The 21848-nt window shown below is 68.9% G+C and carries 24 protein-coding genes and 1 pseudogene; 12 read left to right on the top strand and 13 right to left on the bottom strand.

Translation table 11 applies throughout. The features are described 5' to 3' along the window. Positions 1 to 60 precede the first annotated feature (60 nt). Positions 61 to 411 carry a hypothetical protein gene (locus AC1DSO_RS19235; RefSeq protein ID WP_477070342.1) on the top strand — a complete coding sequence of 117 codons (351 nt, stop codon included), beginning with the start codon at positions 61 to 63 and terminating at the stop codon, positions 409 to 411. Positions 412 to 418: 7 nt separating this feature from the next. On the opposite strand, the gene AC1DSO_RS19230 is transcribed toward AC1DSO_RS19235, so the two are convergent. The 3 genes from AC1DSO_RS19230 to acnA form a co-directional block, all read right to left on the bottom strand. Continuing rightward, entirely contained in the window at positions 419 to 781 is a 363-nt protein-coding gene (locus tag AC1DSO_RS19230) for a DUF2794 domain-containing protein (RefSeq protein ID WP_477070341.1), read from the bottom strand. 581 nt (positions 782 to 1362) lie between these two features. Beyond that, positions 1363 to 2127: a DUF1223 domain-containing protein gene (locus AC1DSO_RS19225; RefSeq protein WP_477070340.1), complete on the bottom strand. Its 765-nt coding sequence runs from the start codon at positions 2125 to 2127 to the stop codon at positions 1363 to 1365. A 170-nt stretch (positions 2128 to 2297) separates the two neighbouring features. Continuing rightward, complete coding sequence (gene acnA / locus AC1DSO_RS19220) at positions 2298 to 4988, bottom strand: aconitate hydratase AcnA (RefSeq protein ID WP_477070339.1); 2691 nt, start codon at positions 4986 to 4988, stop codon at positions 2298 to 2300. Positions 4989 to 5171: 183 nt separating this feature from the next. Between acnA and ccmA the strand changes: the two genes are divergently transcribed. Both ccmA and ccmB read left to right on the top strand, forming a co-directional pair. Next, entirely contained in the window at positions 5172 to 5786 is a 615-nt protein-coding gene (gene ccmA, locus AC1DSO_RS19215) for a heme ABC exporter ATP-binding protein CcmA (RefSeq protein WP_477070338.1), read from the top strand. Continuing rightward, entirely contained in the window at positions 5783 to 6448 is a 666-nt protein-coding gene (ccmB, locus tag AC1DSO_RS19210; protein WP_477070337.1) for a heme exporter protein CcmB, read from the top strand. The genes ccmA and ccmB overlap by 4 nt, the downstream gene beginning before the upstream one ends. 159 nt (positions 6449 to 6607) lie before the next feature. On the opposite strand, the gene AC1DSO_RS19205 is transcribed toward ccmB, so the two are convergent. Continuing rightward, on the bottom strand, positions 6608 to 7501 hold the full coding sequence (locus AC1DSO_RS19205) for a DMT family transporter (RefSeq protein WP_477070336.1): 894 nt from the start codon (positions 7499 to 7501) through the stop codon (positions 6608 to 6610). 250 nt (positions 7502 to 7751) lie between these two features. Between AC1DSO_RS19205 and AC1DSO_RS19200 the strand changes: the two genes are divergently transcribed. From AC1DSO_RS19200 to AC1DSO_RS19185, 4 genes are all read left to right on the top strand, one after another. Beyond that, positions 7752 to 8396 (top strand): Spy/CpxP family protein refolding chaperone, encoded by a 645-nt coding sequence (locus AC1DSO_RS19200; RefSeq protein ID WP_477070335.1) that lies wholly within the window; start codon positions 7752 to 7754, stop codon positions 8394 to 8396. Between the two features lie 116 nt (positions 8397 to 8512). After that, a complete protein-coding gene (gene ccmC, locus AC1DSO_RS19195) occupies positions 8513 to 9256 on the top strand; it encodes a heme ABC transporter permease CcmC (RefSeq protein WP_477070334.1) in 744 nt (247 codons plus the stop codon). Then, a complete protein-coding gene (gene ccmD / locus AC1DSO_RS19190; protein ID WP_477070333.1) occupies positions 9253 to 9423 on the top strand; it encodes a heme exporter protein CcmD in 171 nt (56 codons plus the stop codon). The genes ccmC and ccmD overlap by 4 nt, the downstream gene beginning before the upstream one ends. Beyond that, positions 9420 to 9932, top strand: coding sequence for a DsbE family thiol:disulfide interchange protein (locus AC1DSO_RS19185; protein WP_477070332.1), 513 nt, complete (start codon positions 9420 to 9422; stop codon positions 9930 to 9932). The genes ccmD and AC1DSO_RS19185 overlap by 4 nt, the downstream gene beginning before the upstream one ends. A 4-nt stretch (positions 9933 to 9936) precedes the next feature. On the opposite strand, the gene AC1DSO_RS19180 is transcribed toward AC1DSO_RS19185, so the two are convergent. Continuing rightward, positions 9937 to 10308 (bottom strand): hypothetical protein, encoded by a 372-nt coding sequence (locus AC1DSO_RS19180; protein WP_477070331.1) that lies wholly within the window; start codon positions 10306 to 10308, stop codon positions 9937 to 9939. Between the two features lie 118 nt (positions 10309 to 10426). Here AC1DSO_RS19180 and AC1DSO_RS19175 point away from each other — a divergent pair, with 118 nt between their 5' ends. Continuing rightward, complete coding sequence (locus AC1DSO_RS19175; protein WP_477070330.1) at positions 10427 to 10702, top strand: hypothetical protein; 276 nt, start codon at positions 10427 to 10429, stop codon at positions 10700 to 10702. A gap of 3 nt (positions 10703 to 10705) precedes the next feature. On the opposite strand, the pseudogene AC1DSO_RS19170 reads toward AC1DSO_RS19175, so the two are convergent. The 4 genes and pseudogenes from AC1DSO_RS19170 to ftsY form a co-directional block, all read right to left on the bottom strand. After that, positions 10706 to 10855, bottom strand: a pseudogene (locus AC1DSO_RS19170) (hypothetical protein); the annotation flags it as partial. Between the two features lie 24 nt (positions 10856 to 10879). Continuing rightward, positions 10880 to 11440 carry a MarR family winged helix-turn-helix transcriptional regulator gene (locus tag AC1DSO_RS19165; protein WP_477070329.1) on the bottom strand — a complete coding sequence of 187 codons (561 nt, stop codon included), beginning with the start codon at positions 11438 to 11440 and terminating at the stop codon, positions 10880 to 10882. Positions 11441 to 11553: 113 nt separating this feature from the next. Further along, on the bottom strand, positions 11554 to 12177 hold the full coding sequence (locus AC1DSO_RS19160) for an inner membrane-spanning protein YciB (RefSeq protein WP_477070328.1): 624 nt from the start codon (positions 12175 to 12177) through the stop codon (positions 11554 to 11556). A 3-nt stretch (positions 12178 to 12180) separates the two neighbouring features. Continuing rightward, positions 12181 to 13122 carry a signal recognition particle-docking protein FtsY gene (ftsY, locus tag AC1DSO_RS19155; RefSeq protein ID WP_477070327.1) on the bottom strand — a complete coding sequence of 314 codons (942 nt, stop codon included), beginning with the start codon at positions 13120 to 13122 and terminating at the stop codon, positions 12181 to 12183. Between the two features lie 91 nt (positions 13123 to 13213). On the opposite strand from ftsY, the gene AC1DSO_RS19150 reads away from it, so the two are divergent. Then, a complete protein-coding gene (locus AC1DSO_RS19150; RefSeq protein WP_477070326.1) occupies positions 13214 to 13903 on the top strand; it encodes a trimeric intracellular cation channel family protein in 690 nt (229 codons plus the stop codon). 65 nt (positions 13904 to 13968) lie between these two features. Here AC1DSO_RS19150 and AC1DSO_RS19145 read toward each other — a convergent pair whose 3' ends face one another. The 4 genes from AC1DSO_RS19145 to dapF are packed head-to-tail and all read right to left on the bottom strand — an operon-like array spanning position 13969 to position 17592. Beyond that, positions 13969 to 14406 (bottom strand): GFA family protein, encoded by a 438-nt coding sequence (locus tag AC1DSO_RS19145; RefSeq protein ID WP_477070325.1) that lies wholly within the window; start codon positions 14404 to 14406, stop codon positions 13969 to 13971. Positions 14407 to 14410: 4 nt separating this feature from the next. After that, positions 14411 to 15370, bottom strand: coding sequence for an endonuclease/exonuclease/phosphatase family protein (locus tag AC1DSO_RS19140; protein ID WP_477070324.1), 960 nt, complete (start codon positions 15368 to 15370; stop codon positions 14411 to 14413). A gap of 32 nt (positions 15371 to 15402) precedes the next feature. Then, positions 15403 to 16734, bottom strand: a complete 1332-nt coding sequence (mtaB, locus tag AC1DSO_RS19135; protein WP_477070323.1) for a tRNA (N(6)-L-threonylcarbamoyladenosine(37)-C(2))-methylthiotransferase MtaB — start codon at positions 16732 to 16734, stop codon at positions 15403 to 15405. Positions 16735 to 16737: 3 nt separating this feature from the next. Further along, the gene (gene dapF / locus AC1DSO_RS19130; RefSeq protein ID WP_047404046.1) at positions 16738 to 17592 is read right to left on the bottom strand and encodes a diaminopimelate epimerase; all 855 of its coding nucleotides are present in this window, start codon (positions 17590 to 17592) and stop codon (positions 16738 to 16740) included. 199 nt (positions 17593 to 17791) lie between these two features. On the opposite strand from dapF, the gene AC1DSO_RS19125 reads away from it, so the two are divergent. The 3 genes from AC1DSO_RS19125 to AC1DSO_RS19115 all read left to right on the top strand — a co-directional run. Then, positions 17792 to 19957, top strand: a complete 2166-nt coding sequence (locus AC1DSO_RS19125; protein ID WP_477070322.1) for a prolyl oligopeptidase family serine peptidase — start codon at positions 17792 to 17794, stop codon at positions 19955 to 19957. A gap of 99 nt (positions 19958 to 20056) precedes the next feature. Beyond that, positions 20057 to 21142, top strand: coding sequence for a GNAT family N-acetyltransferase (locus AC1DSO_RS19120; RefSeq protein ID WP_477070321.1), 1086 nt, complete (start codon positions 20057 to 20059; stop codon positions 21140 to 21142). A gap of 70 nt (positions 21143 to 21212) precedes the next feature. Further along, on the top strand, positions 21213 to 21848 hold a 636-nt coding region (locus AC1DSO_RS19115; RefSeq protein WP_477070320.1), incomplete at its 3' end, for a hypothetical protein.

Here is a 21848-nt window from a genome sequence, read left to right as displayed (position 1 = left end):
CGGGGCTTTTTCTTTGGCTGTATCGCGCCCACATTGGCGCGGGGCGCGATGGAGAAGACGATGATCCGAACACTCGGCCTGGCCGCCGTCGCTGCCTTGACCATCGCCGCCGGCGCACGAGCCGAGACGGTCATTCCGCCCTATCCATCGGCCGGCAGGACGCCCGTCCTGGCGACGCCTCTGAACCTGAAGCCCGCCGGCCCCGTCGAACTCCGCTACGCCCAGGCGCCGACGCCTCTGCCGCGCGGCGTGGCCAGAACCTCGGTGGAACGGCGCGCGGGCGGCGTCACCGGATCGGCCGGCGTGCTCTGCGGCCTGCAGCCCAACATGGACGATAGCGGCGTTGGCACGGCGCGCGGCTATGACAACGAGGGCCGCTTCGTCGGCGCCAAGCTGGCGTTCTCGTTCTAGGGCGGACTCAGTCGACGACCGAGAACTTGCCCTTCTCGAACACCCGCAGCACCTGGGTCAGTTCGTGGCCGCGCTTGAGGATCATGCCGCCCTGGCCCAGCACCGCCCAGGCGCCCTGCTTGCGGGCCAGGGCCGGGCGCTTCTCGACGCGATAGAGCGGCGCCTCGGCCGCGTGGCGGAAGATCGAGAAGACGGCGCAGTCCGAGAGGCCGGCGATGCCGTAGTCGCGCCATTCGCCGGCCGCCACCATGCGGCCGTAGAGGCGCATCAGCTGGTCCAGCTCGCGCCGCTCGAAAAAGACGACGCCGCCGACGCCGGAACCAGACGGGCCGGAACCCGATGGGGAGGTGGGCTGGGAGTCCAAGGCCATCGAGGGAATCTAGTCCCAAATCCGAGGATTGGAACAGGCCGGCCGCGAAATGAGGCGACGCCGCGTTCATCCGTGTCCGGCCGGTCACGCCCGCACAAAATGACACTCCCCGGTCATGGTGCGCCTCGATATGACCTTATTTCGGTCCTTCGCCCGCCCCCTTGCGGGTCGATAACAACATTGTCGGCTGATCGGACACCCTGTGGTCCAGGATCCTGAACAGCCCCCCCAGCCCCCCAGATCGCGGGCCGGTCAGCCGACAAACCTAAATATCCCCTCCCCCAATGAGCCCGCGCGGATCCTCCCCCCACCGCGCGGGTTTTTTGCATTCGCGGTCCTGGAAAGGTCGGCCGCATCAGGAACACGACCCGCCCTGAAACGACCTTTGTTTGGTCCAGCCCTCGCCTGGATGGGCCGCGATAAGAACAGCGTCGACGAAGAGCGGACCGGGGTCCTGTCCAGCCCCCCAGCCCGCCCCGGTCACGAGACGCTTCTCGCCGACACGCAAAAGGAACCCGCGTGGCCCGTCCCCTCCGGCCACGCGGGTTTTTTGTTGTCCGTCGCTAGAAGACGAGGAGCGCTCAGCGCTCGAGGGTCGTGGCTGTCAGAACGCCCAGGATCCGGCCGCCCTTGGCGCCCTGCACCAGGATCACCGTCTCGAGGTCGGGATCGGCGCCTATGGCGGTCGGCAGGCGGTAGAGCTTGGGCCGGCCGGCCCAGGGGCCCAGCTTGACCAGCTCGCGCACCACGTTGCGGTGAACAAAGGTCTGGCCCTTGTTGTCGCCGCGTTTGACGACGATGTCCTGCTCGCGCGGGTCGTAGCGCACCAGCCAGACCTCGCCGCCGCCGCGCGGGGCGGGGGCCGAGCCGACGGCGACGCGCGCCTTGCCGACGAACTGCATGTCCGGCGGGTTGAGCGGCGCGCGGGCGGCCGTCTTGATCAGGTCCTCGACCGCCTCGGCCTTGGCGCCGGAGGCCTGAACACGCCCGCCGACCACGATCTGAGGCGTGGGCACGTCGCGCAGGGCGAACTTCTTGGCGTAGGCGCGCTGGCGCTCGGCGAAGATCGGCTTGGCGAAGGTGTCCTTCCAGCCGAGATAGTCCCAGTAGTCGACCGAATAGGTCAGCGCCAGGACGCCGTCGCGCTTGGAGAGGTCGGCCGCCAGCTGGTTGGCCTTGCCGCAGGACGAACAGCCCTGGGCGGTGAACAGCTCGACCACGACAGGCGTTCCGGCCCTCGCCGCCGGAACCTTGGGAGGCTGGGCCCACGCGGCGGACCCCCACGACAGGGAGACGACGACGCCGGACAGGGCCAGGCAGAGCAGGGAAAGGGCGGCCTTACGCATTGCGGGTCACTTAAGCCAAGAACGCTCGATATATCCGTTCACGAGGCCGTGAATGGCTATGTCGGGTGGGGAGAAAACGGGGAGACACCGTTGTCAGGGCCTCCCGCAAAGAAAACGGCCGGCCCCCGCGAGGAAGCCGGCCGTCTCATTCAGGCGTCGAACCTCGCGGCTCAGCTAGCCGACTTGGCCAGGTTGCGCAGCACGTAGTTCAGCACGCCGCCGTTCTTGAAGTACTCCAGCTCGGTCGGCGTATCGATGCGGCAGCGGACCGGGAAGCGGGCGATGCGGCCGTCGCTCGGGCGATAAAGCTCGACGATCAGCTGCTTGCGCGGCGACAGGTCCTGCAGGCCGCGGATCGAGACGATCTCCTCGCCCGTCAGCTCCAGCTTCTGCCAGCCGTCCTGGACGAACTGCAGCGGCAGCACGCCCATGCCGACCAGGTTCGAGCGGTGGATGCGCTCGAAGCTCTCGCAGATCACCGCGCGGACGCCCAGCAGCTTGGTGCCCTTGGCGGCCCAGTCACGCGAGCTGCCGGTGCCGTATTCCTTGCCGCCGAACACGACCGCCGGGCGGCCCTCGGCCTGGTACTTCATGGCCGCGTCGTAGATCGACATCACTTCGCCGGTCGGGAAGTGCTTGGTCACGCCGCCTTCGATGTCCGGCGTGATCTTGTTGCGGATGCGGATGTTGGCGAACGTGCCGCGCATCATCACCTGGTGGTTGCCGCGGCGGGCGCCGTAGCCGTTGAAGTCCACCGGCTGCACGCCGTTGTCGATCAGGTACTGGCCGGCCGGGCTGGTCGTCTTGATCGAACCGGCCGGGCTGATGTGGTCGGTGGTGATCGAGTCGCCGAACACGGCCAGGACGCGGGCTTCCACGATGTCGGTGACCGGGGTCGGGGTCATCGAGATGTTCGGGAAGTACGGCGGGTTCTGGACGTAGGTCGAGTCGCCTTCCCAGGCGTAGGTCTGGCCGCCGGTCACCTTGATGCCCTGCCAGTTCTTGTCGCCCTTGAAGACGTCGGCGTAGCGGGTGGCGAACATCTTGTCGGTGACGGCCTTGCGCTGCAGGGTCGCGATGTCCTCGTTCGAAGGCCAGATGTCCTTCAGGAAGACGTCGTTGCCCTTCTTGTCCTGGCCGAGCGGCTGGGTGACTAGGTCGATCTTCATCGTGCCGGCCAGGGCGTAGGCCACCACCAGCGGCGGCGAGGCCAGGTAGTTGGCGCGGACGTCCGGGTTCACGCGGCCTTCGAAGTTGCGGTTACCCGAGAGCACGCTACAGGCGACCAGGTCGTTGTCGTTGATCGTCTTGCTGATGGCTTCCGGCAGCGGGCCCGAATTGCCGATGCAGGTGGTGCAGCCGTAGCCGACCAGGTTGAAGCCCAGGGCGTCCAGATGCTTGGTCAGGCCTGCCTTCAGCAGATAGTCGGTGACCACCTGCGAGCCGGGGGCCAGCGAGGTCTTCACCCACGGCTTGACCTTCAGGCCCTTGGCGACCGCGTTCTTGGCCACCAGGCCGGCGGCGATCAGCACCGAGGGGTTGGAGGTGTTGGTGCACGAGGTGATGGCCGCGATGACCACGTCGCCGTGGCCGACGTCGAAGTTTTCGCCTTCCACCGGGGCGCGCAGGTCGGGCTGCTCGGCCTTGCCGAACTCACCGGCCAGCGACTCGGCGAACTTGTACGAGGCGTCCGACAGCAGCACGCGGTCCTGCGGGCGCTTGGGGCCGGCCAGCGACGGGAGCACGCTGGACAGGTCCAGTTCCAGGGTGTCGGTGAAGGTCGGCTCGGGCACGCCCGGCTCCCACCACAGACCCTGTTCCTTGGCATAGGCTTCCACCAGGGCGACGCGTTCCGGCGTGCGGCCGGTGCCCTTCAGATAGGCCACGGTCGAGGCGCTGATCGGGAAGAAGCCGCAGGTGGCGCCGTATTCCGGGGCCATGTTGGCGATCGTCGCCTGGTCTTCCAGGGTCAGGTTGGCCAGGGCGTCGCCGTAGAATTCGACGAACTTGCCGACCACGCCCTTCTTGCGCAGCATCTGGGTGACGGTCAGGACCAGGTCGGTGGCCGTCGCGCCTTCCGGCATGGCGCCGGTCAGCTTGAAGCCGATGACTTCCGGGATCAGCATCGGGATCGGCTGGCCCAGCATGGCCGCCTCGGCCTCGATGCCACCCACGCCCCAGCCCAGCACGGCCAGGCCGTTGACCATGGTCGTGTGGCTGTCGGTGCCGACGACGGTGTCGGGATAGGCGACGTCCTCGCCGTCGACCGTGTTGGTCCAGACGGTTTGGGCGAGATATTCGAGGTTCACCTGGTGGCAGATGCCGGTGCCGGGGGGAACGACGCGGAAGTTGTTGAACGCCGACGAGCCCCAACGCAGGAAGCGGTAGCGCTCCAGGTTACGCTCGTACTCGCGCTTGACGTTGTTCTCGAACGCCTTCGGATCGCCGAAGTTGTCGACCATCACCGAGTGGTCGATGACCAGGTCGACGGGGTTCAGCGGGTTGATCTTGGCCGGGTTGGCGCCCAGGGCGACCATGGCGTCGCGCATGGCGGCCAGGTCGACGACGGCGGGCACGCCCGTGAAGTCCTGCATCAGCACGCGGGCCGGGCGGAAGCTGATCTCGTGCTCGACCGCGCCCTTGTTGGCCAGCCAGGCGGCGACGGCCTTCAGGTCGTCTTCGTTGACCGAGACGCCGTCTTCGTTGCGCAGCAGGTTTTCCAGAAGCACCTTCATCGAGACCGGCAGGGACGAAGTTCCGGTCAGACCGGCTTCCTCGGCGGCGCGAAGGCTGTAATAGACGTAGGTCTTGCCGCCGACGGTAAGCTCGCGACGGGCTTTCAGGCTGTCCATAGACGCCATTCTCAAGGATCCTTCTCTGTCCACGGCCGCCCGAAAACCGCTCCCGGGATCACGCGCTAATCGGAAGGGACACACAGGTTCCGCCTCCGCGCCGCGTACCACCCATAACGACTGGAGGGGGACGACCGCGCGCTTCTTAGCGCCGCCGTCGCTCAACGTCCATGTCGCGCGCGGGGTCTTGGCGTGTTGAGAGTTGTTCTCATTCAGGATCTGGCGATCACGCGTGGCGAGCGCCGGCTGTTTTCGCGCCTGGGTCTGACCCTGCGAGCCGGCGAGGCGGCGGCCCTGGTCGGGCGCAACGGGGCGGGCAAGACCAGCCTGCTGCGCGCCGTCGCCGGCCTGCTGCGACCGGCCGAAGGGGCGGTGAGCTTCGAAGGCGAAACCGGTCCGATCGAGGCCGAAACGGCGCGGGCCGAGCACCTGCATCTGCTGGGCCACCAGGACGGGCTGAAGTCCAGCCGCACCGCCTGGGAGGAACTGCGCTTCCAGACCCTGTGGACCGGCGGGACCGAGGACAGCGCCCGGGCGGCGGCCAAGCGGTTCGACCTCACCCGATTGCTGGACCTGGAGGTCCGCCGCCTGTCGGCCGGTCAGCGCCGCCGCCTGGCCCTGGCCCGGCTGGCGGCCAGCCCCCGGTCGCTGTGGCTGCTGGACGAGCCGATGGCGCCGCTGGACGCCGGCCAGCGCGAAGCGTTCGGCGTCGTGATGGCCGAGCACCTGGCGGCCGGCGGCATGATCCTGGCCTCGGTGCACGACCCGTTGCCGATCGCGGCCCGTCAGGTCGAGGTCGACGCATGAAGGCGTTCGGCGTCCTCCTGCGGCGGGAGCTGGCCCTGGCCTGGGGACGGGGCGGCGGGCCGCTGCTGGCCCTGACCTTCTATGCCTGCGTCGTCGTGCTGTTGCCGATGGCCTCCGGCCGGGCGCCCGAACGCCTGGCCGCCATCGCCCCGGGCATCGCCTGGCTGGCCTTGGCGCTGGCCGCGCTGCTTTCGCTCGAGAGATTGTTCGAGCGCGACTACGAGGACGGGACCTTGGACCTGTTAGCCCTGGGTCCCGCGCCGCTGGAGGCCGTGGCGGTCGCCAAGTGCCTGGCCCAGTGGCTGGCCACCGGCGCGCCCCTGGCCTTGGCCGCGCCCGTCGCGGCCCTGATGCTGGGCGCCGAGCTCAAGGTCATGCCGCTGCTGGTGCTGTGCGCCCTGGCCGGCGGCCTGGCCTTCGCCTTCCTGGGCGGACTGGGCGCGGCCCTGGCCCTGGGCAGCAAGCGCGGCGGCCTGCTGGTGGCGGTGATCGTGCTGCCGCTGTTCGCCCCGCCGGTGATCTTTGGGGCCGGGGCGCTGGACGGCTTCTCGGCCGGCTTGCCGTGGACCGGCGGCCTGATGCTGCTGCTGGCCTATTGCGCCGGCGCGGTGGCGCTGACGCCGCTGGCCATGGGCGCGGCGTGTCGGAATGCGTTGGATTGAGCTGTCACTTCAACCGCTCCCAAACTGTGTCATCCCGGCCGAAGCGTAGCGTAGAGCCGGACCCAGGGGCGGCCGGCACAGCGTTCACGCACCCCCTGGGTCCCGGACAAGCGCTGCGCGCTTTCCGGGATGACACGCGTTTTTTGCCTGGAGAGTTTTCTAAGCCGTCGGCGCCACCGTCGCCTGAACGTCACCCGCCCCCGTCTTCCGCTCGCCCAGCACCACCGCGAAGCTGCCGCCGATGATCAGCAGGCCGCCGGCGAACAGGGCCGCCGTCAGGTGGTCGCCGAACAGCAGCACGCCGCAGGCCGCGCCGATCAACGGCTCGATATTGATGAACACCCCGGCGCTGGCGGCCCCGACCTTGGAGGCCCCGAACTGCCAGGCGGCCGTGGCCAGCAGGGTCGCCAGCACGCCCTGGGCGAGGACGGCGATCCAGACCGGCGGGCTGAGGTCCAGCTTCGGCGGGCCGTGCATGACGAGGGCGATCGGCAGGATGGTGAAGGCCGCCACGATGATCGACACCGCCGGAATGGCCATGGCGTTGGGGGCCGGCGGCGCGCGGCGCAGGGTCAGCAGCCAGGCCAGGAAGATGAACAGGGCCCCGATCGACAGGGCCACGCCATAGGGCGAGCTGGCCCCGTCCGGCTTGCCGGCGATCAGGGCCGCGCCCAGGGTCGCCGCCGCCACGCCGGCCCACGAGGCCTTGGAGACCTTCTCGCCCAGCACCTTGGCGCTGACCGCGATCAGGGCCGGCATGGCTCCGACCAGCAGGGCCGCGACCGTGACGCTGACATGGGCCAAGCCCTCGAACTGGACCAGGAAGGCCACCCCGTACAGCACGCCCGACAGCAGCACGATCGGCGAGCGGAACAGGGCGCGGACCTCGGGGCGGCGCAGGGCGAACGGCGCGGCGGCGGCGGCGGCCACGGCGAAGCGCAGCAGCACCATGTGGGCCGCGTCGGTTTCGCTCAGGATCAGCTTGCCGGTCGGAAAGCCCAGGCCCCAGCAGATCCCCGCGAGGGCCAGGGCGACGAAAGCGATCGACTTCATGCGAACTCCGCGCCGTGAAAAAGGTCGGACGGGTCGCCTCGCGCGACGCCGTCGCGCGTGCTTTAGACCATCGTGTGTCCTGGAACTGGCAGCTGACATAGCGCTCGGACGCGCCAGCGCAAGGCGGCCCTATCTTCGACGGCGTCTCGGGCGTCCGCCAAACATGTAACATTGTTCATCAACGCGGACATTTTCGCGCCATATCCCGATGGCCAAGCTCCCGTCATCATTACGACAGGGAGCTCACACCATGCGTAAAACGCTTACCCGCCTGGCGCTGGCCGGCGCCGCCGTCACCGTCCTGGCCGCCGGGACCGCCATGGCCCAGATCCCGCCGCCGCCTCCCCCGGCGGGGCCGGCGGGACCGGCGGCGCCGATGCCCTTCATGGACGCGATGACCGCCATGGGTCCGAGCATGGGCGACATGATGTTCATGCACCACGGCCTCCGCGCCGATCCGGAAAAGCGCGCCCAGCGCCTGCGCGACGTCCTGCAGCTGCGCCCCGATCAGGACCCCGCGCTAAAGGCCTATGTCGAGGCCACCGCGCCGAAGATGGTGATCCACAAGGAACAGATCTCGAAGGATAAGCTCGACAAGCCCGGATCCGACAAGAAGGACAGCGACAAGATGGAGTGGGCCGAGGCCAAGCCGCCAACGACGCTCGAGCGCCTCGACCACATGACCAAGGCCGCCGACGCCATGAAGGCGCGCGCCGAAGCCACCCGCGCCTTCTACACGGCCCTGACTCCCAGCCAGCAGAAGACCTTCGACGTGCTGGGCTTGGGCGAGGGTGCGGGCGGCGATGACCACGTCTTCATCCGCCGCTTCGACACTCGCGCCCCGATCGCCAAGGACGGCGAGCGCAAGGTCATCATCCAGCGCAAGGTCGGCTGACCCCGACCGGGCGTGAAGGCGCGGCGGGCCTGCAACCGCCGCGCCTTCTCCCGCTTCCTGGCTTCCGTAGAGATACGGCCATTGCCCGCGCCGACGCGCCGCTCTAGAGCGTGATCATGGACGCGCGCCACCCGTTCGATTTCCTGACCAATCCCGAGCGGTTCATGGCCTTCTCGCGATGGGCCGCGCCGTTGCTGGGCGCCTTGTCCGTCGCCGCCGGGATCGCCGGCCTGGTCATGACCTTCCTGGTCCCCGAGGACTATCAGCAGGGCGACACGGTGCGGATGATGTTCATCCACATCCCGGCCGCCTCGATCTCGCTGTTCATCTATGTCTGCCTGGGCGTCGCCAGCTTTCTGGCCCTGGTGTTCCGCCAAGCCCTGGCCGATCTCGCCGCCCAGGCCTGCGCGCCGCTGGGCGCCGCCTACACCGCCCTGGCCCTGATCACCGGTTCGCTGTGGGGCAAGCCGATGTGGGGAACCTGGTGGGTGTGGGATGCGCGCCTGACCTCGGTGCTGGTGCTGCTGTTGTTCTATCTCGGCTACATGACCCTGCGCGGGGCGCTGGAGGACGAGCAGAAGGCCGCGCGCGCCGCGGCGATCCTGGCCCTGGTCGGGCTGATCAACTTGCCGATCGTCAAGTTCTCGGTCGAGTGGTGGAACACCCTGCACCAGGGCTCCTCGACCTTCATGGCCAAGCGCGGCGACGGCCTGCCGGCCATCTACGCCTGGCCGGCCGTGCTGATGGGCCTGGCCTATCTGGGCGGGTTCGGCGCGCTGTGGCTGGTGCGCATCCGCGCCCTGGTCTGGCGGCGCAAAGCCCGCAGCCTGGCCATGAAGCTGGCGGAGGGCGGCCGATGAGCTTCGATTTCGACGCCGGCAAGTACGCCGTCTACCTGTGGCCGGCCTTCGCGATCTCGGCCGCCGCCTTCGCCTGGATGATCGCCGACAGCCTGCTGACCGCCGACCGCTGGCGCCGCGAAGCCGAGCGGTTGCAGGCCCAGCTGGACGCGGAGAAGACCGCGTGAAGCGCTGGCTGGCCTTCGCGCCGCTGCTGGTCCTGGTCGCCCTGGCGGCCCTGTTCGCGGGCTACGCCCTGAAGCGCGACCCGCACGTCCAGCCGCACGCCCTGGTGGGCAAGCCGATGCCGGCCCTGACCCTGCCAGAGCTGGACAGCGGCCGACCCGCTCCGATCCGCGCCGCGACCGAGGGTCCGATCCTGGTCAACTTCTTCGCGTCGTGGTGCGCCCCCTGCGAGGTCGAGCACCCGCAACTGATGGCGCTGAAGGCGCAAGGCGTGAAGGTTGTCGGCGTCGCCTACAAGGACGCCCCGGCCAACACCCAGGCCTTCCTGACCCGCCTGGGCGACCCGTTCGCCGAGCGCCTGGTCGACCGCGACGGCCGCGCGGGCCTGGAGTTCGGCGTCACCGGCGTGCCCGAGACCTATCTCGTGGGGTCTGACGGCGTGATCCTGGCCAAGCACACCGGCCCGTTGACCCCCGACGCGGCGGAAGAGCTGCTGAAGAAAGCTCGCTAGGCTTCTATTTCACGCACGTCTTGGGCGACGCGGCCTGGCGCTCCATGCCCGCGAGCAGGACTTGAGCCTCGGCCTTCGAGACCGGACGCAGCGCGCCTCGCCCATCCGCCACCTGATAGTCGCAGTCGGCAAGCTTGTCCTCGGTCGTGTGACGCTCGACCAGCATCTGGCCGGCGGACGTCCAAACCGACGTTACGTCCGTCACCAGCACCTGGCGATCCGGCGACCGCATCCAGGTCTCGCCCTTGCCGCCGACCGACATCTGGTAGCCGTTCGGCAGGACCTGCTTGCTCGGCATCATTGAGCCGACCATCGACGCGACGAACAGCCCGGCCGCGCCCAGGACGATCAGGAAGATAATCTTCTGCCGGTTCACGGGGTCTCCAGACGCCAGGTTTCGCGCAAGGGTGCGCTCTCAGGTCGCGGAGCTATCGCGTTAACGCGGCGTTGACCATACTCGCCGACCTTGCGTTAACCATGATAGACTTCGAGTCATGAGCACCGTCCGTCCCGCCGGTTGGCCGTCCGTCCCGTCCAAGCCCGCCTCGACCCCCGCCACGGGTCCGGGCGCCCAGACGCGCGCGGCCTTCTTCCAGGCGGCCCTGACCGACACGGCCCCGACCCGTCCGACCGCCGCGCCGTCGACCGTGCAGATGCAGACCATGGCCCAGCCCCAGCATCGCCCGGCCCCGCAGAAGCCGTTCGTGCAGCCCGACAGCCAACCGCAGAAGATCCTGCGCCCCGGCTCGCTGCTGAACATCGTGGTTTAAAGTTCCCTCTCCCCTTGCGGGAGAGGGTGGCCCACGAAGGGGGTCGGGTGAGGGGTTGAAGATACGATCCGCCGCGACAGCCTGACCGCCGTCGCGGCGGCTTTCGTTGCGCGACCCCTCATCCGTCGACTTTGTCGACACCTTCTCCCGCAAGGGGAGAAGGAAACCGAACTAACCCTAAGCCGCCTTCTTCGCGGCCTTGTCCTTCTTGGGCTTCTTTTCTTTCTTCGGCTTCTCGGCCTTCGGCGCCTTGGCCTTCTTCGGCTTGGGCTCGGCCTCGGCCGGGTGCAACTCGGCGCCGGCCATGTCGGCCAGCAGGTCGAGGAAGCCTTCGCGCTTGCCGGGCTTGAGGAGCGCGAGAATGCGGGCGTCGGCCATCGACACCATCGGGCGGATGGCTTCCAGCGCCTCGCGGCCGGCGTCGGTCAGGCGGACGCTGTTGGCGCGGGCGTCCTCGCTGGAGCGCTGGCGCTCCAGGTGGCCCTTGGTGATCATCCGGGCGACCATGTCGGCCAGGGTCGAGCGGTCGATGCCGGTGGCGCGGACCAGGGCCGTCTGGGTGACGCCCTCGTTCTCGGCCACGGCGGCCAGCACGGCGAACTGGCGCTGGGTGACCCCCGCCTCGCCGCACTCTTCGGCATAGATGTCGAGGGCCAGCTGCAGGACCCGGTGCAGCAGATGGCTGGGCGAACGCTCCAGCAGGCCTCCGACCACCTTGTCGCCCTTGCTCTTGGCCATGCTCGCCCCCTGTCCGCGCGGCCGTCGCTCGGCCGACGGACAAAGGCTAGCACCGGAACACGTCGGTTTGACGACAACGGTCCGTGGACGGCGGAAACTAGAAGCCCGCGTCTCTAGAAACCAGCGTCGGGCGGCTCCACGGCGGCGGGCTCGTCGCCCTTGGCCATGTGCTTGATCATGAACGGCAGCTGGGTGGCGACGAACACCAGGGCCAGGGGCAGCAGGCCGAGGCGGAACTTCACCCAGGTGTCGGTGCCCTGCGTGTTGCGGACGATCTCGTTCAGCACCGCCACCACGCCGAAATAGCCGCCATAGCGCAGGGTCAGGGTCCGCCAGGCGGCGTCGGGCAGATGCAGGGCCTCGCCCATGATCAGCTTCAGCGGTTGGCGTCCAGTCAGCACCCCACCGAACAGGAAGGCGGCCAGGGCCAGGTTGATCACCGTGACCTTGATCTTCACGAACACGTCGGAATGGAACACCAGGCCCAGGGTCCCGAAGATCAGGGCCATGCCGCCGAAGAACAGCGGCAGCAGGGCCAGGCGGCGCTCGAGCGCGAAGCCGATCGCCAGGGCCGCGGCCGAGGCGGCCACCAGCACCCAGGTCGCCTTCTGGAAGTCCTTGGTGATGAAATAGGCCGCGCCGAACGCGATGGCCGCGCCGTAGTCGACGACCGTCCGCACCCAGCCGTTATTGTTCTTCTTCGCTTCTTGCAGGCCCTCTGGCGGCGCTTCGCTCACGGATCAGTCCTTCAGGCCGACGAGGGAGCGCGAGAAGGCGCGGGCGTCGAACGGTTGCAGGTCCTCGACCCCCTCGCCCACCCCGATCAGCTTGATCGGACTGTCGGAGGCCCGGGCCACCGGCACCAGCACCCCGCCGCGCGCGGTGCCGTCCAGCTTGGTCATGACAATCCCGGAGACGCCGACCTGGTTGCCGAAGATCTTCTCCTGGGCCAGGGCGTTGCGGCCGACGGTGGCGTCCAGGACGAGCAGGGTCTCGTGCGGATAGTCCGGATCGACCTTCTTCACCACGCGGATGACCTTGARCAGCTCGTCCATCAGGCCCTGCTTGTTCTGCAGGCGGCCGGCGGTGTCGATCAGCACCACGTCGTAGTGCTCGGCCTTGGCGCGCTCCACGGCCTCGTAGGCCAGGGCGGCGGCGTCCGAACCCGTGGGCTTGGCCATGAAGTCGGCCCCGGCCCGATCGGCCCAGACCTTCAGCTGCTCGACGGCGGCGGCGCGGAAGGTGTCGCCGGCGGCGATCAGCACCCGGGCGCCCTTCTCGGTCAGGTCGGCRGCGATCTTGCCCAGGGTGGTGGTCTTGCCCGAGCCGTTGACGCCGATGAACAGCACCACATAGGGGCGCGGGCCGGCCAGCGGGTCGAAGCTGCCCTGGCGGTCGGCCAGCTCGGCGGCGATCAGCTCGGCCAGGGCTTCCTTGACCTCGTCGTCGCTGGACGACTTGCCAAAGCGCGCCTTGCCGAAGGCCTCGGTGATGCGGGCGGCGATCTGCGGGCCGAGGTCGGCCTCGATCAGCATCTCTTCCAGCGCGTCCAGCTGCTCCTGGTCGAGGGGTCTCTTGGTGAAGACCCCGGTGACCTGCTCGGTCATCTGCTGGGACGACCGGGTCAGGCCCGACGTCAGGCGCTGGAACCAGCCTTTTTTCTGCTCGGGCTTGTCGCTCATCCGCGCCCCTTTAGTCGAACGGGCGAAAGTGTAAATCGGATATTACCGCGACGTGGTTCACGGAGCCCGGCCGCTCATGGCATGTACGGGCATGGACGTGCACCTGGACCCCCTCGGAACCGCGCTTTTCTGGCTGGACTACGCCGCGGCGGCCGTTTTCGGGGCAACCGGCGCCCTCGCGGCGGCCCGGCGTAAGCACGACATCATCACCTTCGGATTCTTCGCGGCGATCACCGGCGTCGGCGGCGGGACCCTGCGCGACCTGCTGATCGGCGCGCCGGTGTTCTGGGTGCAGCGGCCCGGCTACATTCTCGCGTGCCTGGCCGCCGCCACCGTGGTCTGGCTGCTGGGCAAGCGCGGCTGGCGGTTCCGGGCCCTGCTGTGGCTGGACGCCCTGGGCATGGCCGCCTACGCGGTCGTGGGTACGGCCAAGGCGCTGAGCCTCGGCGTCCACCCGTTCAGCGCCGTGGTCATGGGCGTGCTGACCACCGCCTTCGGCGGCGTGATCCGCGACGTGCTGGCCGAGGAGCCGAACCTGCTGCTGCGCCGCGAGATCTACATCACCGCGGCCCTGCTTGGCGCGGGCGTGTTCGCGGTGCTGCAGCTGCTGGGCGCGCCGTTCTGGCCGGCCGGGATCGCGGGGTTCGTCGCGGCGTTCGGGCTGCGGGCTTGTGCGCTGAAGCTGGGGTGGAGCCTGCCGGGGTTCGCCGGAGAAGACTCTCCCTCTCCCCCTGCGGGAGAGGGTGGCCCGCGAAGCGGGTCGGGTGAGGGGTCGCACTAGCCGGACAGGTTTATCGACCCCTCATCCGGCCCTCCGGGCCACCTTCTCCCGCAAGGGGAGAAGGATCAGGTGTCGTGATCCGGATGCTGCCTCGACACCACCGGCCCGCTCGGCCCCATCGGCGGGCGCACCGGCATCTCGGCCAAATGCTCCATCCACGCCGGTCGGCTCTCCACGGCCAGCTGAACCAGGGGCTCAACGGCTGACGGATCGTCGAAAGCGAACACCGCCAGGTCGATCTTGTCGTCGCCGTCGCTGTATTCGTAGGTCAGCGGCGTGCCGCAGGCGGCGCAGAAGCCGCGCTGAACGGCGTCCGAGCTCTGGAAGATCGAGCGAGCGCCCCGCGTCCAGGTCAGGTCGGCGACGTTGACGGTCACCAGCGCCCCGAACGGTCCCGCGAAGGCCTTCTGGCACATGCGGCACCAGCAGATCGAGGCGCGCTGGGGCTGGCCCTCGACCCTGAACCGCACCGCGCCGCACTGGCAGCCGCCGCTCAAACCCATCGCCCTACTCCTTGGGTGTCAGCCTGAAAGTCACCTTGTAGCCGTCGTGGTCCGACAGCACCGGCTCGCCCGCGCCGTCGAACGTGGCCTCGACCGCGACCGGCGTCACCGCCACGGCGTCGCCATTGAGGAAGCCGATCAGGTCCTGGGTGTCCAGCCACGGCGCGTCGCCGTCGTACGAGATCTGGGTGTCGCAGGCCTTGGGCCGCTCGTGACACCAGCGGCTGACCACCTCGAACGGATAGTCGCTCATCACGTGGTCGAAGCGGTCGGCCGAGTGCATGACGTTGAAGTCGCCGCCGACGATCAGCGGCGCGCCCGGCGTGCGGTCGGCCTGCATGAAGCGCTTCAGCTCGTCGGCCTGCAGGTGGTGGGCGGCGGTCGCCCGGCTGCGCGGCACGCCCGAGGCGCCCTTGGAATTGAGGTGGGTGTCGGCGATCTCGACCGGAACCGGCAGGCCGGGAACCTGGATCGCCGCCAGCATCACGCCCTTGTTGGCCAGGCAGTCCAGGCCCGCGCAGTAGCGATAGGCATGCGACTTGACCCATTCGATCGGATGGTCGCTGAGCACCCACAGGCCGCTGGACCCCCACTTGCCCAGACCCTCGCCCTTGCGGCGGTACTTCACGCGCCGGAAGTCGGGCCGTTCGTCCTTGGCGAAGTAGTTCGGATCGCGCTGGCCCTTGCGCGGCCCCCGGGCGACGAACGGATAGCCGCTCTCGTCGATCAGGTCCCAGACCTCGTCGCGGAAGCCTTCCTGGATCAGCACGACGTCGGGCGCCTGGCCCTTGGCGCGCATGGCGGCCAGCTCGTAACCAATCTGTTTCAGCGCCGTCCCGCGACCAGAGCGGACCGGCCAAGGCAAACCCTCGACATTGTAGGTCATGACGCTGAACGTCACAGGCTTGCGAGAACTGGCGAGGTCGTCGGCGCGCGCCGGAGCGCTGGCCAGCAAGGCCAGCACCAGAAGCGCAGAGGCGAGAGCCCGCCGGGGGCTCAGGCGGCCCGCTCCGCCAAGACGTGCGCACCGTCGTGGCCGGTCACGGTGAAGGCGACAATCTGGCCCAAGGGCGCCTCGCCCTCGAAGCGGATCTCGGTGAAGTCGTCGGCGCGGGCGACGCCCTCGCGCTCGACCAGTCCCGACAGGGTGCGGCCGACCTGGCGCTGCAGATGGCGCTCCAGGCCGCGTTGGCCGGCCTCGCGCAGGCGGCGGGCGCGGTCCTTGATCAGCGGGCCCTTGACCGGCGGCATGCGGGCGGCGGGTGTTCCGGGCCGGGCGCTGTAGGGGAAGACGTGCAGGAAGGCCAGGCCCGCCTCCTCGACCAGCTTCAGGGTGTTCTCGAACGCCTCCTCGGTCTCGGTCGGGAAGCCGGCGATCAGGTCGGCGCCGAAGGCGGTGTCGGGACGCACGCGGCGCACCTCGGCGACCAGCTTCAGGGCGTCCTCGCGGCTGTGACGGCGCTTCATGCGCTTGAGGATCATGTTGTCGCCGGCTTGCAGCGACAGATGCAGGTAAGGCATCAGGCGCGGCTCGGTCTCGAGCAGCTTGAACAGGTCCGGATCGATCTCGGCCGCATCGATCGACGACAGGCGCAGGCGCGGCAGGTCCGGGACCATCCGCAGGATCCGGCCGACCAGCTGGCCCAGGGTCGGTTGCCCGGGCAGATCGCCGCCCCACGAGGTGACGTCGACGCCGGTCAGCACCACCTCGCGATAACCCTCGGCGGCCAGCTTGCGGACCTGCTCGACGACCTCTCCGGCCGGGGCCGAGCGCGAGTTTCCACGGCCATAGGGGATGATGCAGAAGGTGCAGCGGTGGTCGCAGCCGTTCTGGACCTCGACATAGGCCCGGGCGCGATCCTTCAGGCCGTCGATCAGGTGACCGGCGGTCTCCTTGATCGACATGATGTCGTTGACCCGCACGCGGGTGGACGTGTCCAGCAAGGCGCCGGGCGCGGCCTTCTCGGCATTGCCCAGGACGAGGTCGACTTCGGGCATGGCGGCGAAGGCCGCGGGGTCGATCTGGGCGGCGCAGCCGGTGACGATCAGCCGGGCGTCCGGGCGCTCGCGGCGGGCCTTGCGGATCGCCTGGCGGGCCTGGCGCACGGCCTCGTTGGTCACCGCGCAGGTGTTGAACACCACCGCGTCAGCCAGCCCGTCGGCCGCGGCGCGGGCCCGGATGGCCTCGCTCTCATAGGCGTTCAGTCGGCAGCCGAAGGTGACGACGTCAACGCCGTTCGGGCCGGAACTGACGACGGCCGGGCCGCCCTCCTCTCCGACTTCTGGCTTGGGCTTCGGCGTCGCCGCGATGACGGTGTAGGTGCCCATGGCCTAAGCGGCGACCAGTTCCGGCAGCTTGCCGGCATATTCCATGGTGATCGGGCCGGTCATGATCACGTGGCCGTCGCTTTCGCGCCATTCGATGACCAGCGAGCCGCTCTCGAACTCGACGCGGGCCTTGCGGTCGGTCAGGCCGCGACGGACGGCGGCGACCTGGGCGGCGCAGGCGCCGGTGCCGCAGGCCAGGGTCAGGCCCGCGCCCCGCTCCCAGACCTTCAGTTGGATGTGGTCGCGGGCGGCGATGTGAGCGAAGCCGACATTGACGCCCTCCGGGAACAGCGGGTGGTGCTCGACCAGGCTGCCCGTGCCGGTGGCGAAGGCGTCGCTGACGGGCGCGTCGACGAAGAACACCACGTGCGGATTGCCCATCGAGACGCAGACCGGCGTGTGGACCAGCGGCGCGTCGATCGGACCGACCTGCAGCTCCACCCGCTCGGTGTTCATCTCTTCGGCCAGTGGGATCTGGGTCCAGTCGAGACCGGGCTGGCCCATGTCGACCGTGACCAGCTTGTCGCCAGCCGTTACGCCCGAAAGCCGCCCGGCGACGGTGTCGAAGGCCACGGCGTCCTTGCCCGACGACTGCATCAGCAGCCAGGCCACGCAGCGGGTGCCGTTGCCGCAAGCGCCGGTCTCTTCGCCGTCCGAGTTCCAGAACCGTACATAGGCCGCCGCGCCCTCGGCCCGGGGCGGGTCGATGGCGATCACCTGGTCGCAGCCGATCCCGCCCTCTCCCCGTTTGGCGATCGCGCGGATCTCCTCGGGAGTCGGATCAAAGGTCTGCGTGGCGGTCTCGATGACGACGAAGTCGTTGCCGAGCCCGTTCATCTTCAGGAAGGTGCGGCTCATGACGTGGCTATATAGTGGAAAAGCCGCGCCAAGTCAGGGGACGCGGCGACGCGGGCATGAAGGCCCGCCATCGGGCTTTTTCGGGGCTAAGCGTTCCGCGATTTGGGGTGGCGCCCGGACGAATGTTCGATACCGTCCCGGCCATGCTCACGCTCCGCCGCCAGGCCGCCGCCTGTCGCGCGCGCCGATGGATCCCCAGATGCGTAAGTTCCTGACCGCCCTCCTCGCCACCCCCATCCTTATGTCTACTGGTTTGATGACCCTGACCCCCGCGATCGCCGCCGAAGCCGACAAGCCCGAAGCCCACACCCCGCTGTCCGAACTGGGCAAGGACGACCCGTACATCTGGATGGAGGAGATCGAGGGGACCCGCGCCATGGACTGGGCCAAGGCTCAGAACGGCAAGACCCTGCCGGTGCTGCAGGGCGATGCGCGCTACGCCGACCTGGAGGCCAAGGCCCTGGCCATCCTGAACGCCAAGGATCGGGTGCCGGGCGTCTCGTTCGCCGGCGACGGCAGCTTGCGCAACTTCTGGCAAGACAAGGACCACGTGCGCGGCATCTGGCGGAAGACGACGCTGGACAGCTATCGCGCGGCCGAGCCGGCCTGGGAGACGATCCTCGACGTCGACGCCCTGTCCAAGGCCGAGAACGCCAACTGGGTGTTCAAGGGGGCTTCGTGTCTCCCGCCCGAGGACACGCGGTGCCTGGTCACCCTGTCGAACGGCGGCAAGGACGCCGTGACGGTCCGCGAGTTCGACACCACGACCAAGACCTTCGTGGACTCCGTCTCCCAGGGGGGCTTCGTCCTGCCCGAGGGCAAGCAGAACTACACGTGGCTGGACAAGGACACCCTGCTGGTCGGCCGCGAGTGGAAGCCCGGCGAGCTGACCAAATCAGGCTACGCCTATGTGCTGAAGGCCTTGAAGCGCGGCCAGGCCCTGGACCAGGCGACGGAACGCTTCCGGGGGACCGAGACCGACGTCGCCGTCAGCCCGTTCGTGCTGCGCGACGCCGACGGCAAGGTCGTGGCGGTAATGGCCAACCGAGGCGTCACCTTCTTCGAAAGCGAGACCTACCTGCTGGAGGGCGCCAAGCCGGTGAAGCTGGACTTGCCGCTGAAGAGCTCGATCCAGGGCTATGTCGCCGGCCAGATGGTCGTGCTGATGGAGCAGGACTGGCCGGAGAAGGGCTTCAAGACCGGCGACCTGATCAGCTTTGACCTCGCCAAGCTGAAGGCCGCGCCGGACAAGGCGGTGGCGACGCTCGTCCTTCGGCCGACCGCCAGGCAGTCCGTCGAACAGGTCACGACCACCCGCACCAAGCTGGTCGTCGGCATGCTGGACAACGTCAAGGGCGCGGCCAGGGTCTTCAGCCATGGGCCGAAGGGCTGGACGTCCCAGGCCCTGGACCTGCCGGCCAACAGCGCCATCGGCCTGGGCTCCAGCGCCGAGACGGACGAGCGCCTGTTCGTCACCGTCACCGGCTACCTGGCTCCGACCACCTACTGGCTGGCCGACGCCGGCTCGCTGAAACTGGAGCAGGTCAAGGCCTCGCCGGCGCGGTTCGACGCCTCGACCCACGTGGTCGAGCAGTTCGAGGCCACGTCCAGCGACGGCGTGAAGATCCCCTACTTCGTCGTGCGGCCCAAGGGTGTGAAGTACGACGGCTCGGCCCCGACCCTGCTCTACGCCTATGGCGGCTTCCAGGTGTCGATGACCCCCGGCTATTCGGGCGTGATGGGCAAGCTGTGGCTGGAGCGCGGCGGCACGTACGTCGTCGCCAACATCCGCGGCGGCGGCGAGTTCGGCCCGGCCTGGCACGAGGCGGCGCTGAAGGCCAACCGCCAGAAGGCCTATGACGACTTCTTCGCCGTCTCCCAGGACCTGATCACCCGCAAGATCACCTCGCCGCGGCGCCTGGGGATCATGGGCGGCAGCAATGGCGGCCTGCTGATGGGCGTGGCCCTGACCCAGCGGCCCGAGCTGTACAACGCCATCGTCGTGCAGGTGCCGCTGTTCGACATGATCCGCTACAGCCAGATCGGGGCCGGCGCCTCGTGGGTCGGCGAGTATGGCGACCCGGCCATACCGTCGGAACGGGCGGTCATCGCCAGGTACGACCCCTATTCCAACCTCAAGGCCGGCCGGAAATATCCCGAGGTGTTCATCGAGACCTCGACCAAGGACGACCGCGTCCATCCGGCCCACGCTCGCAAGGCGGCCGCGCGGCTGGAAGAGCTTGGCTATCCGGTGCTCTATTACGAGAACATCGACGGCGGCCACGCGGCCAGCGCCAACCTGGCCGAGACCGCCCGCCGGCAGGCGCTGGAATATACCTATCTGACGCGTAGGCTCATGGATTAGGCGGTCGAGGGACGACGTTGAGATAACAGCGTCTCGTCAACCCTAAGGAAAGTTATCGGCGTCACCATGCGCCGCGACTCACCCCGTCGGAACACCGTCTTGCCCATCGAAGTCGTCAAAGCCCTGGACCTCGCGCCCGCCGACATCGCGCGGTGGGCCGAGCTTCAGCGTGGCCAGACGCGGCTGGATTCCCCGTTTCTCTCCCCGCAATGGACCCTGATGGTGGCCAAGGCCCAAGGCGAGAAGGGCCAGGACGTCAAGGTCGCGATCCAGCGCGGTCCCGAAGGCGAGGCCCTGGCCTTCCTGCCGGCCCGGGTCCGCCAGGACGTGGCCATGCCGGTCGGCGCGCCAATGTGCGACTATCAGGCCCTGGTCTCGGCGCCGGGCGTGGCGATGGACCCGCGCGACCTGCTGGCCGCCCTGGGTGTCGACCGCATCGATTTCTGCCACATGATGGCCGACGACGAGACCCTGGGCCGCCACGCGCGCGGCCAGACCGACAGCTGGGTCGTGGAGACTCCCGACGGCTACGAGGCCTATGCCGCCGAGCGTAGGGACGCCGGCGTCGGGGTGCTGAAGGACATCGACAAGAAGCGCCGCAAGGCCGAGCGCGAGGTCGGCCCCTGCCGCTTCACCGCCATGTCGGAAAGCCGCGCGGCCTTCGACCAGCTGATCGCCTGGAAGCGCGTGCAACTGCTGCTGACCCACCAGACCGACCTGTTCAAGGCGCCGTGGGTCAACAAGCTGCTGAACGACGTCTTCGCCCGGCGCGATCCGGACTTCGGCGGCGGGCTTTACACCCTGCATCTGGGCGAGCGCCTGGCGGCCGTGCACCTGCACCTGCGCGGCGAGCACACGATCCACGGCTGGCTGATCGCCCACAACCCGGATCTGGAACGCTATTCGCCCGGCCTGATGCTGTTCCAGGACATCCTCAAGAGCATGGACGGCACGCCGTACATGCGGCTGGACCTCGGCGCCGGCGACTACCGCTTCAAGCGCGAGCTCTCCAACGCCCGCCAGACCGTGGTGTTCGGCTTCCTGGGCTCGGCGTCGATGCCCAGCCTGGTGCGGCACGCCGCCTATGGCGTCCGCAGCGTGGCCGAGGCCCTGCCGCTGGGCCGCATCTCGGAGATCCCCGGCAAGGCCATGCGGCGCATGGACCTGCTGCGCGGGCTGCACTAGCCGCCTCTTCCATTGACACGGCCGCCGACCCGGATATTCGCCGGAGTCCTAGACTTGCCGTGAGGGAACCATGGAACGCTTTGAGGCAACGGCGGCCGGCCGGCGGCCGGATCGCAGGTCGCTGCTGGCCGGACTGAGCGCCGCGGCGCTCGGCCTGGCGGGCGGACCTGCCCTCGCCCAGGCGTTCTATCCCACCTATCCGAAGCCGGGGACGCCGAAGCTGGAGGGGGCGGACAACAGCCGCCGGGTCATCCCGCCGCCGGCCAAGGACTACTGGCCCTTCGCCGGGGTAAGCGGTCCGGGCCGGCCGGTCACCAAGGCCACCCAGGACGGGGGCTGGCTCTCGGGCCTTTCCGAGGTGAGCTACAAGGGTCCGGAGCCGCGCCGCTATCCCACCGCGCCGTGGGGGTCGGCGGACTCGGCGTCGGCGGTGAAGAGCGGCAAGCTTCCCGCCATCCGTCCGATCTGGGACGTGCACATCCGCGACACGATCATCTGCCTGGGCGGCGACGGCGACTATTACATGACCGGCACCACCGGCGAGAACTGCTGGGCCTTCAACGACGGCGTCGAGCTCTGGCGTTCGCGCGACCTGAACAGCTGGCGCTATCTGGGCCTGGTCTGGAGCATCGATCGCGACGGGACGTGGGAGAAGAACTGGACCGCCCGCGCCGGCGTGCCGTTCCGCTCACTATGGGCGCCGGAG

The sequence above is a fragment of the Caulobacter sp. P4_E5 genome (assembly GCF_056401555.1).
Note: the sequence above shows the minus strand (reverse complement) of the source record. Positions and strands in the feature narration are given on the sequence as shown.

Bases quoted from the DNA above. Each gene is read 5' to 3' on its own strand.
- AC1DSO_RS19235 (WP_477070342.1), top strand. From the start codon at position 61: ATGATCCGAACACTCGGCCTGGCCGCCGTCGCTGCCTTGACCATCGCC.
- AC1DSO_RS19230 (WP_477070341.1), bottom strand. From the start codon at position 781: ATGGCCTTGGACTCCCAGCCCACCTCCCCATCGGGTTCCGGCCCGTCT.
- AC1DSO_RS19225 (WP_477070340.1), bottom strand. From the start codon at position 2,127: ATGCGTAAGGCCGCCCTTTCCCTGCTCTGCCTGGCCCTGTCCGGCGTC.
- acnA (WP_477070339.1), bottom strand. From the start codon at position 4,988: ATGGCGTCTATGGACAGCCTGAAAGCCCGTCGCGAGCTTACCGTCGGC.
- ccmB (WP_477070337.1), top strand. From the start codon at position 5,783: ATGAAGGCGTTCGGCGTCCTCCTGCGGCGGGAGCTGGCCCTGGCCTGG.
- AC1DSO_RS19205 (WP_477070336.1), bottom strand. From the start codon at position 7,501: ATGAAGTCGATCGCTTTCGTCGCCCTGGCCCTCGCGGGGATCTGCTGG.
- AC1DSO_RS19200 (WP_477070335.1), top strand. From the start codon at position 7,752: ATGCGTAAAACGCTTACCCGCCTGGCGCTGGCCGGCGCCGCCGTCACC.
- ccmC (WP_477070334.1), top strand. From the start codon at position 8,513: ATGGACGCGCGCCACCCGTTCGATTTCCTGACCAATCCCGAGCGGTTC.
- ccmD (WP_477070333.1), top strand. From the start codon at position 9,253: ATGAGCTTCGATTTCGACGCCGGCAAGTACGCCGTCTACCTGTGGCCG.
- AC1DSO_RS19175 (WP_477070330.1), top strand. From the start codon at position 10,427: ATGAGCACCGTCCGTCCCGCCGGTTGGCCGTCCGTCCCGTCCAAGCCC.
- AC1DSO_RS19165 (WP_477070329.1), bottom strand. From the start codon at position 11,440: ATGGCCAAGAGCAAGGGCGACAAGGTGGTCGGAGGCCTGCTGGAGCGT.
- AC1DSO_RS19150 (WP_477070326.1), top strand. From the start codon at position 13,214: ATGGACGTGCACCTGGACCCCCTCGGAACCGCGCTTTTCTGGCTGGAC.
- AC1DSO_RS19145 (WP_477070325.1), bottom strand. From the start codon at position 14,406: ATGGGTTTGAGCGGCGGCTGCCAGTGCGGCGCGGTGCGGTTCAGGGTC.
- mtaB (WP_477070323.1), bottom strand. From the start codon at position 16,734: ATGGGCACCTACACCGTCATCGCGGCGACGCCGAAGCCCAAGCCAGAA.
- dapF (WP_047404046.1), bottom strand. From the start codon at position 17,592: ATGAGCCGCACCTTCCTGAAGATGAACGGGCTCGGCAACGACTTCGTC.
- AC1DSO_RS19125 (WP_477070322.1), top strand. From the start codon at position 17,792: ATGCGTAAGTTCCTGACCGCCCTCCTCGCCACCCCCATCCTTATGTCT.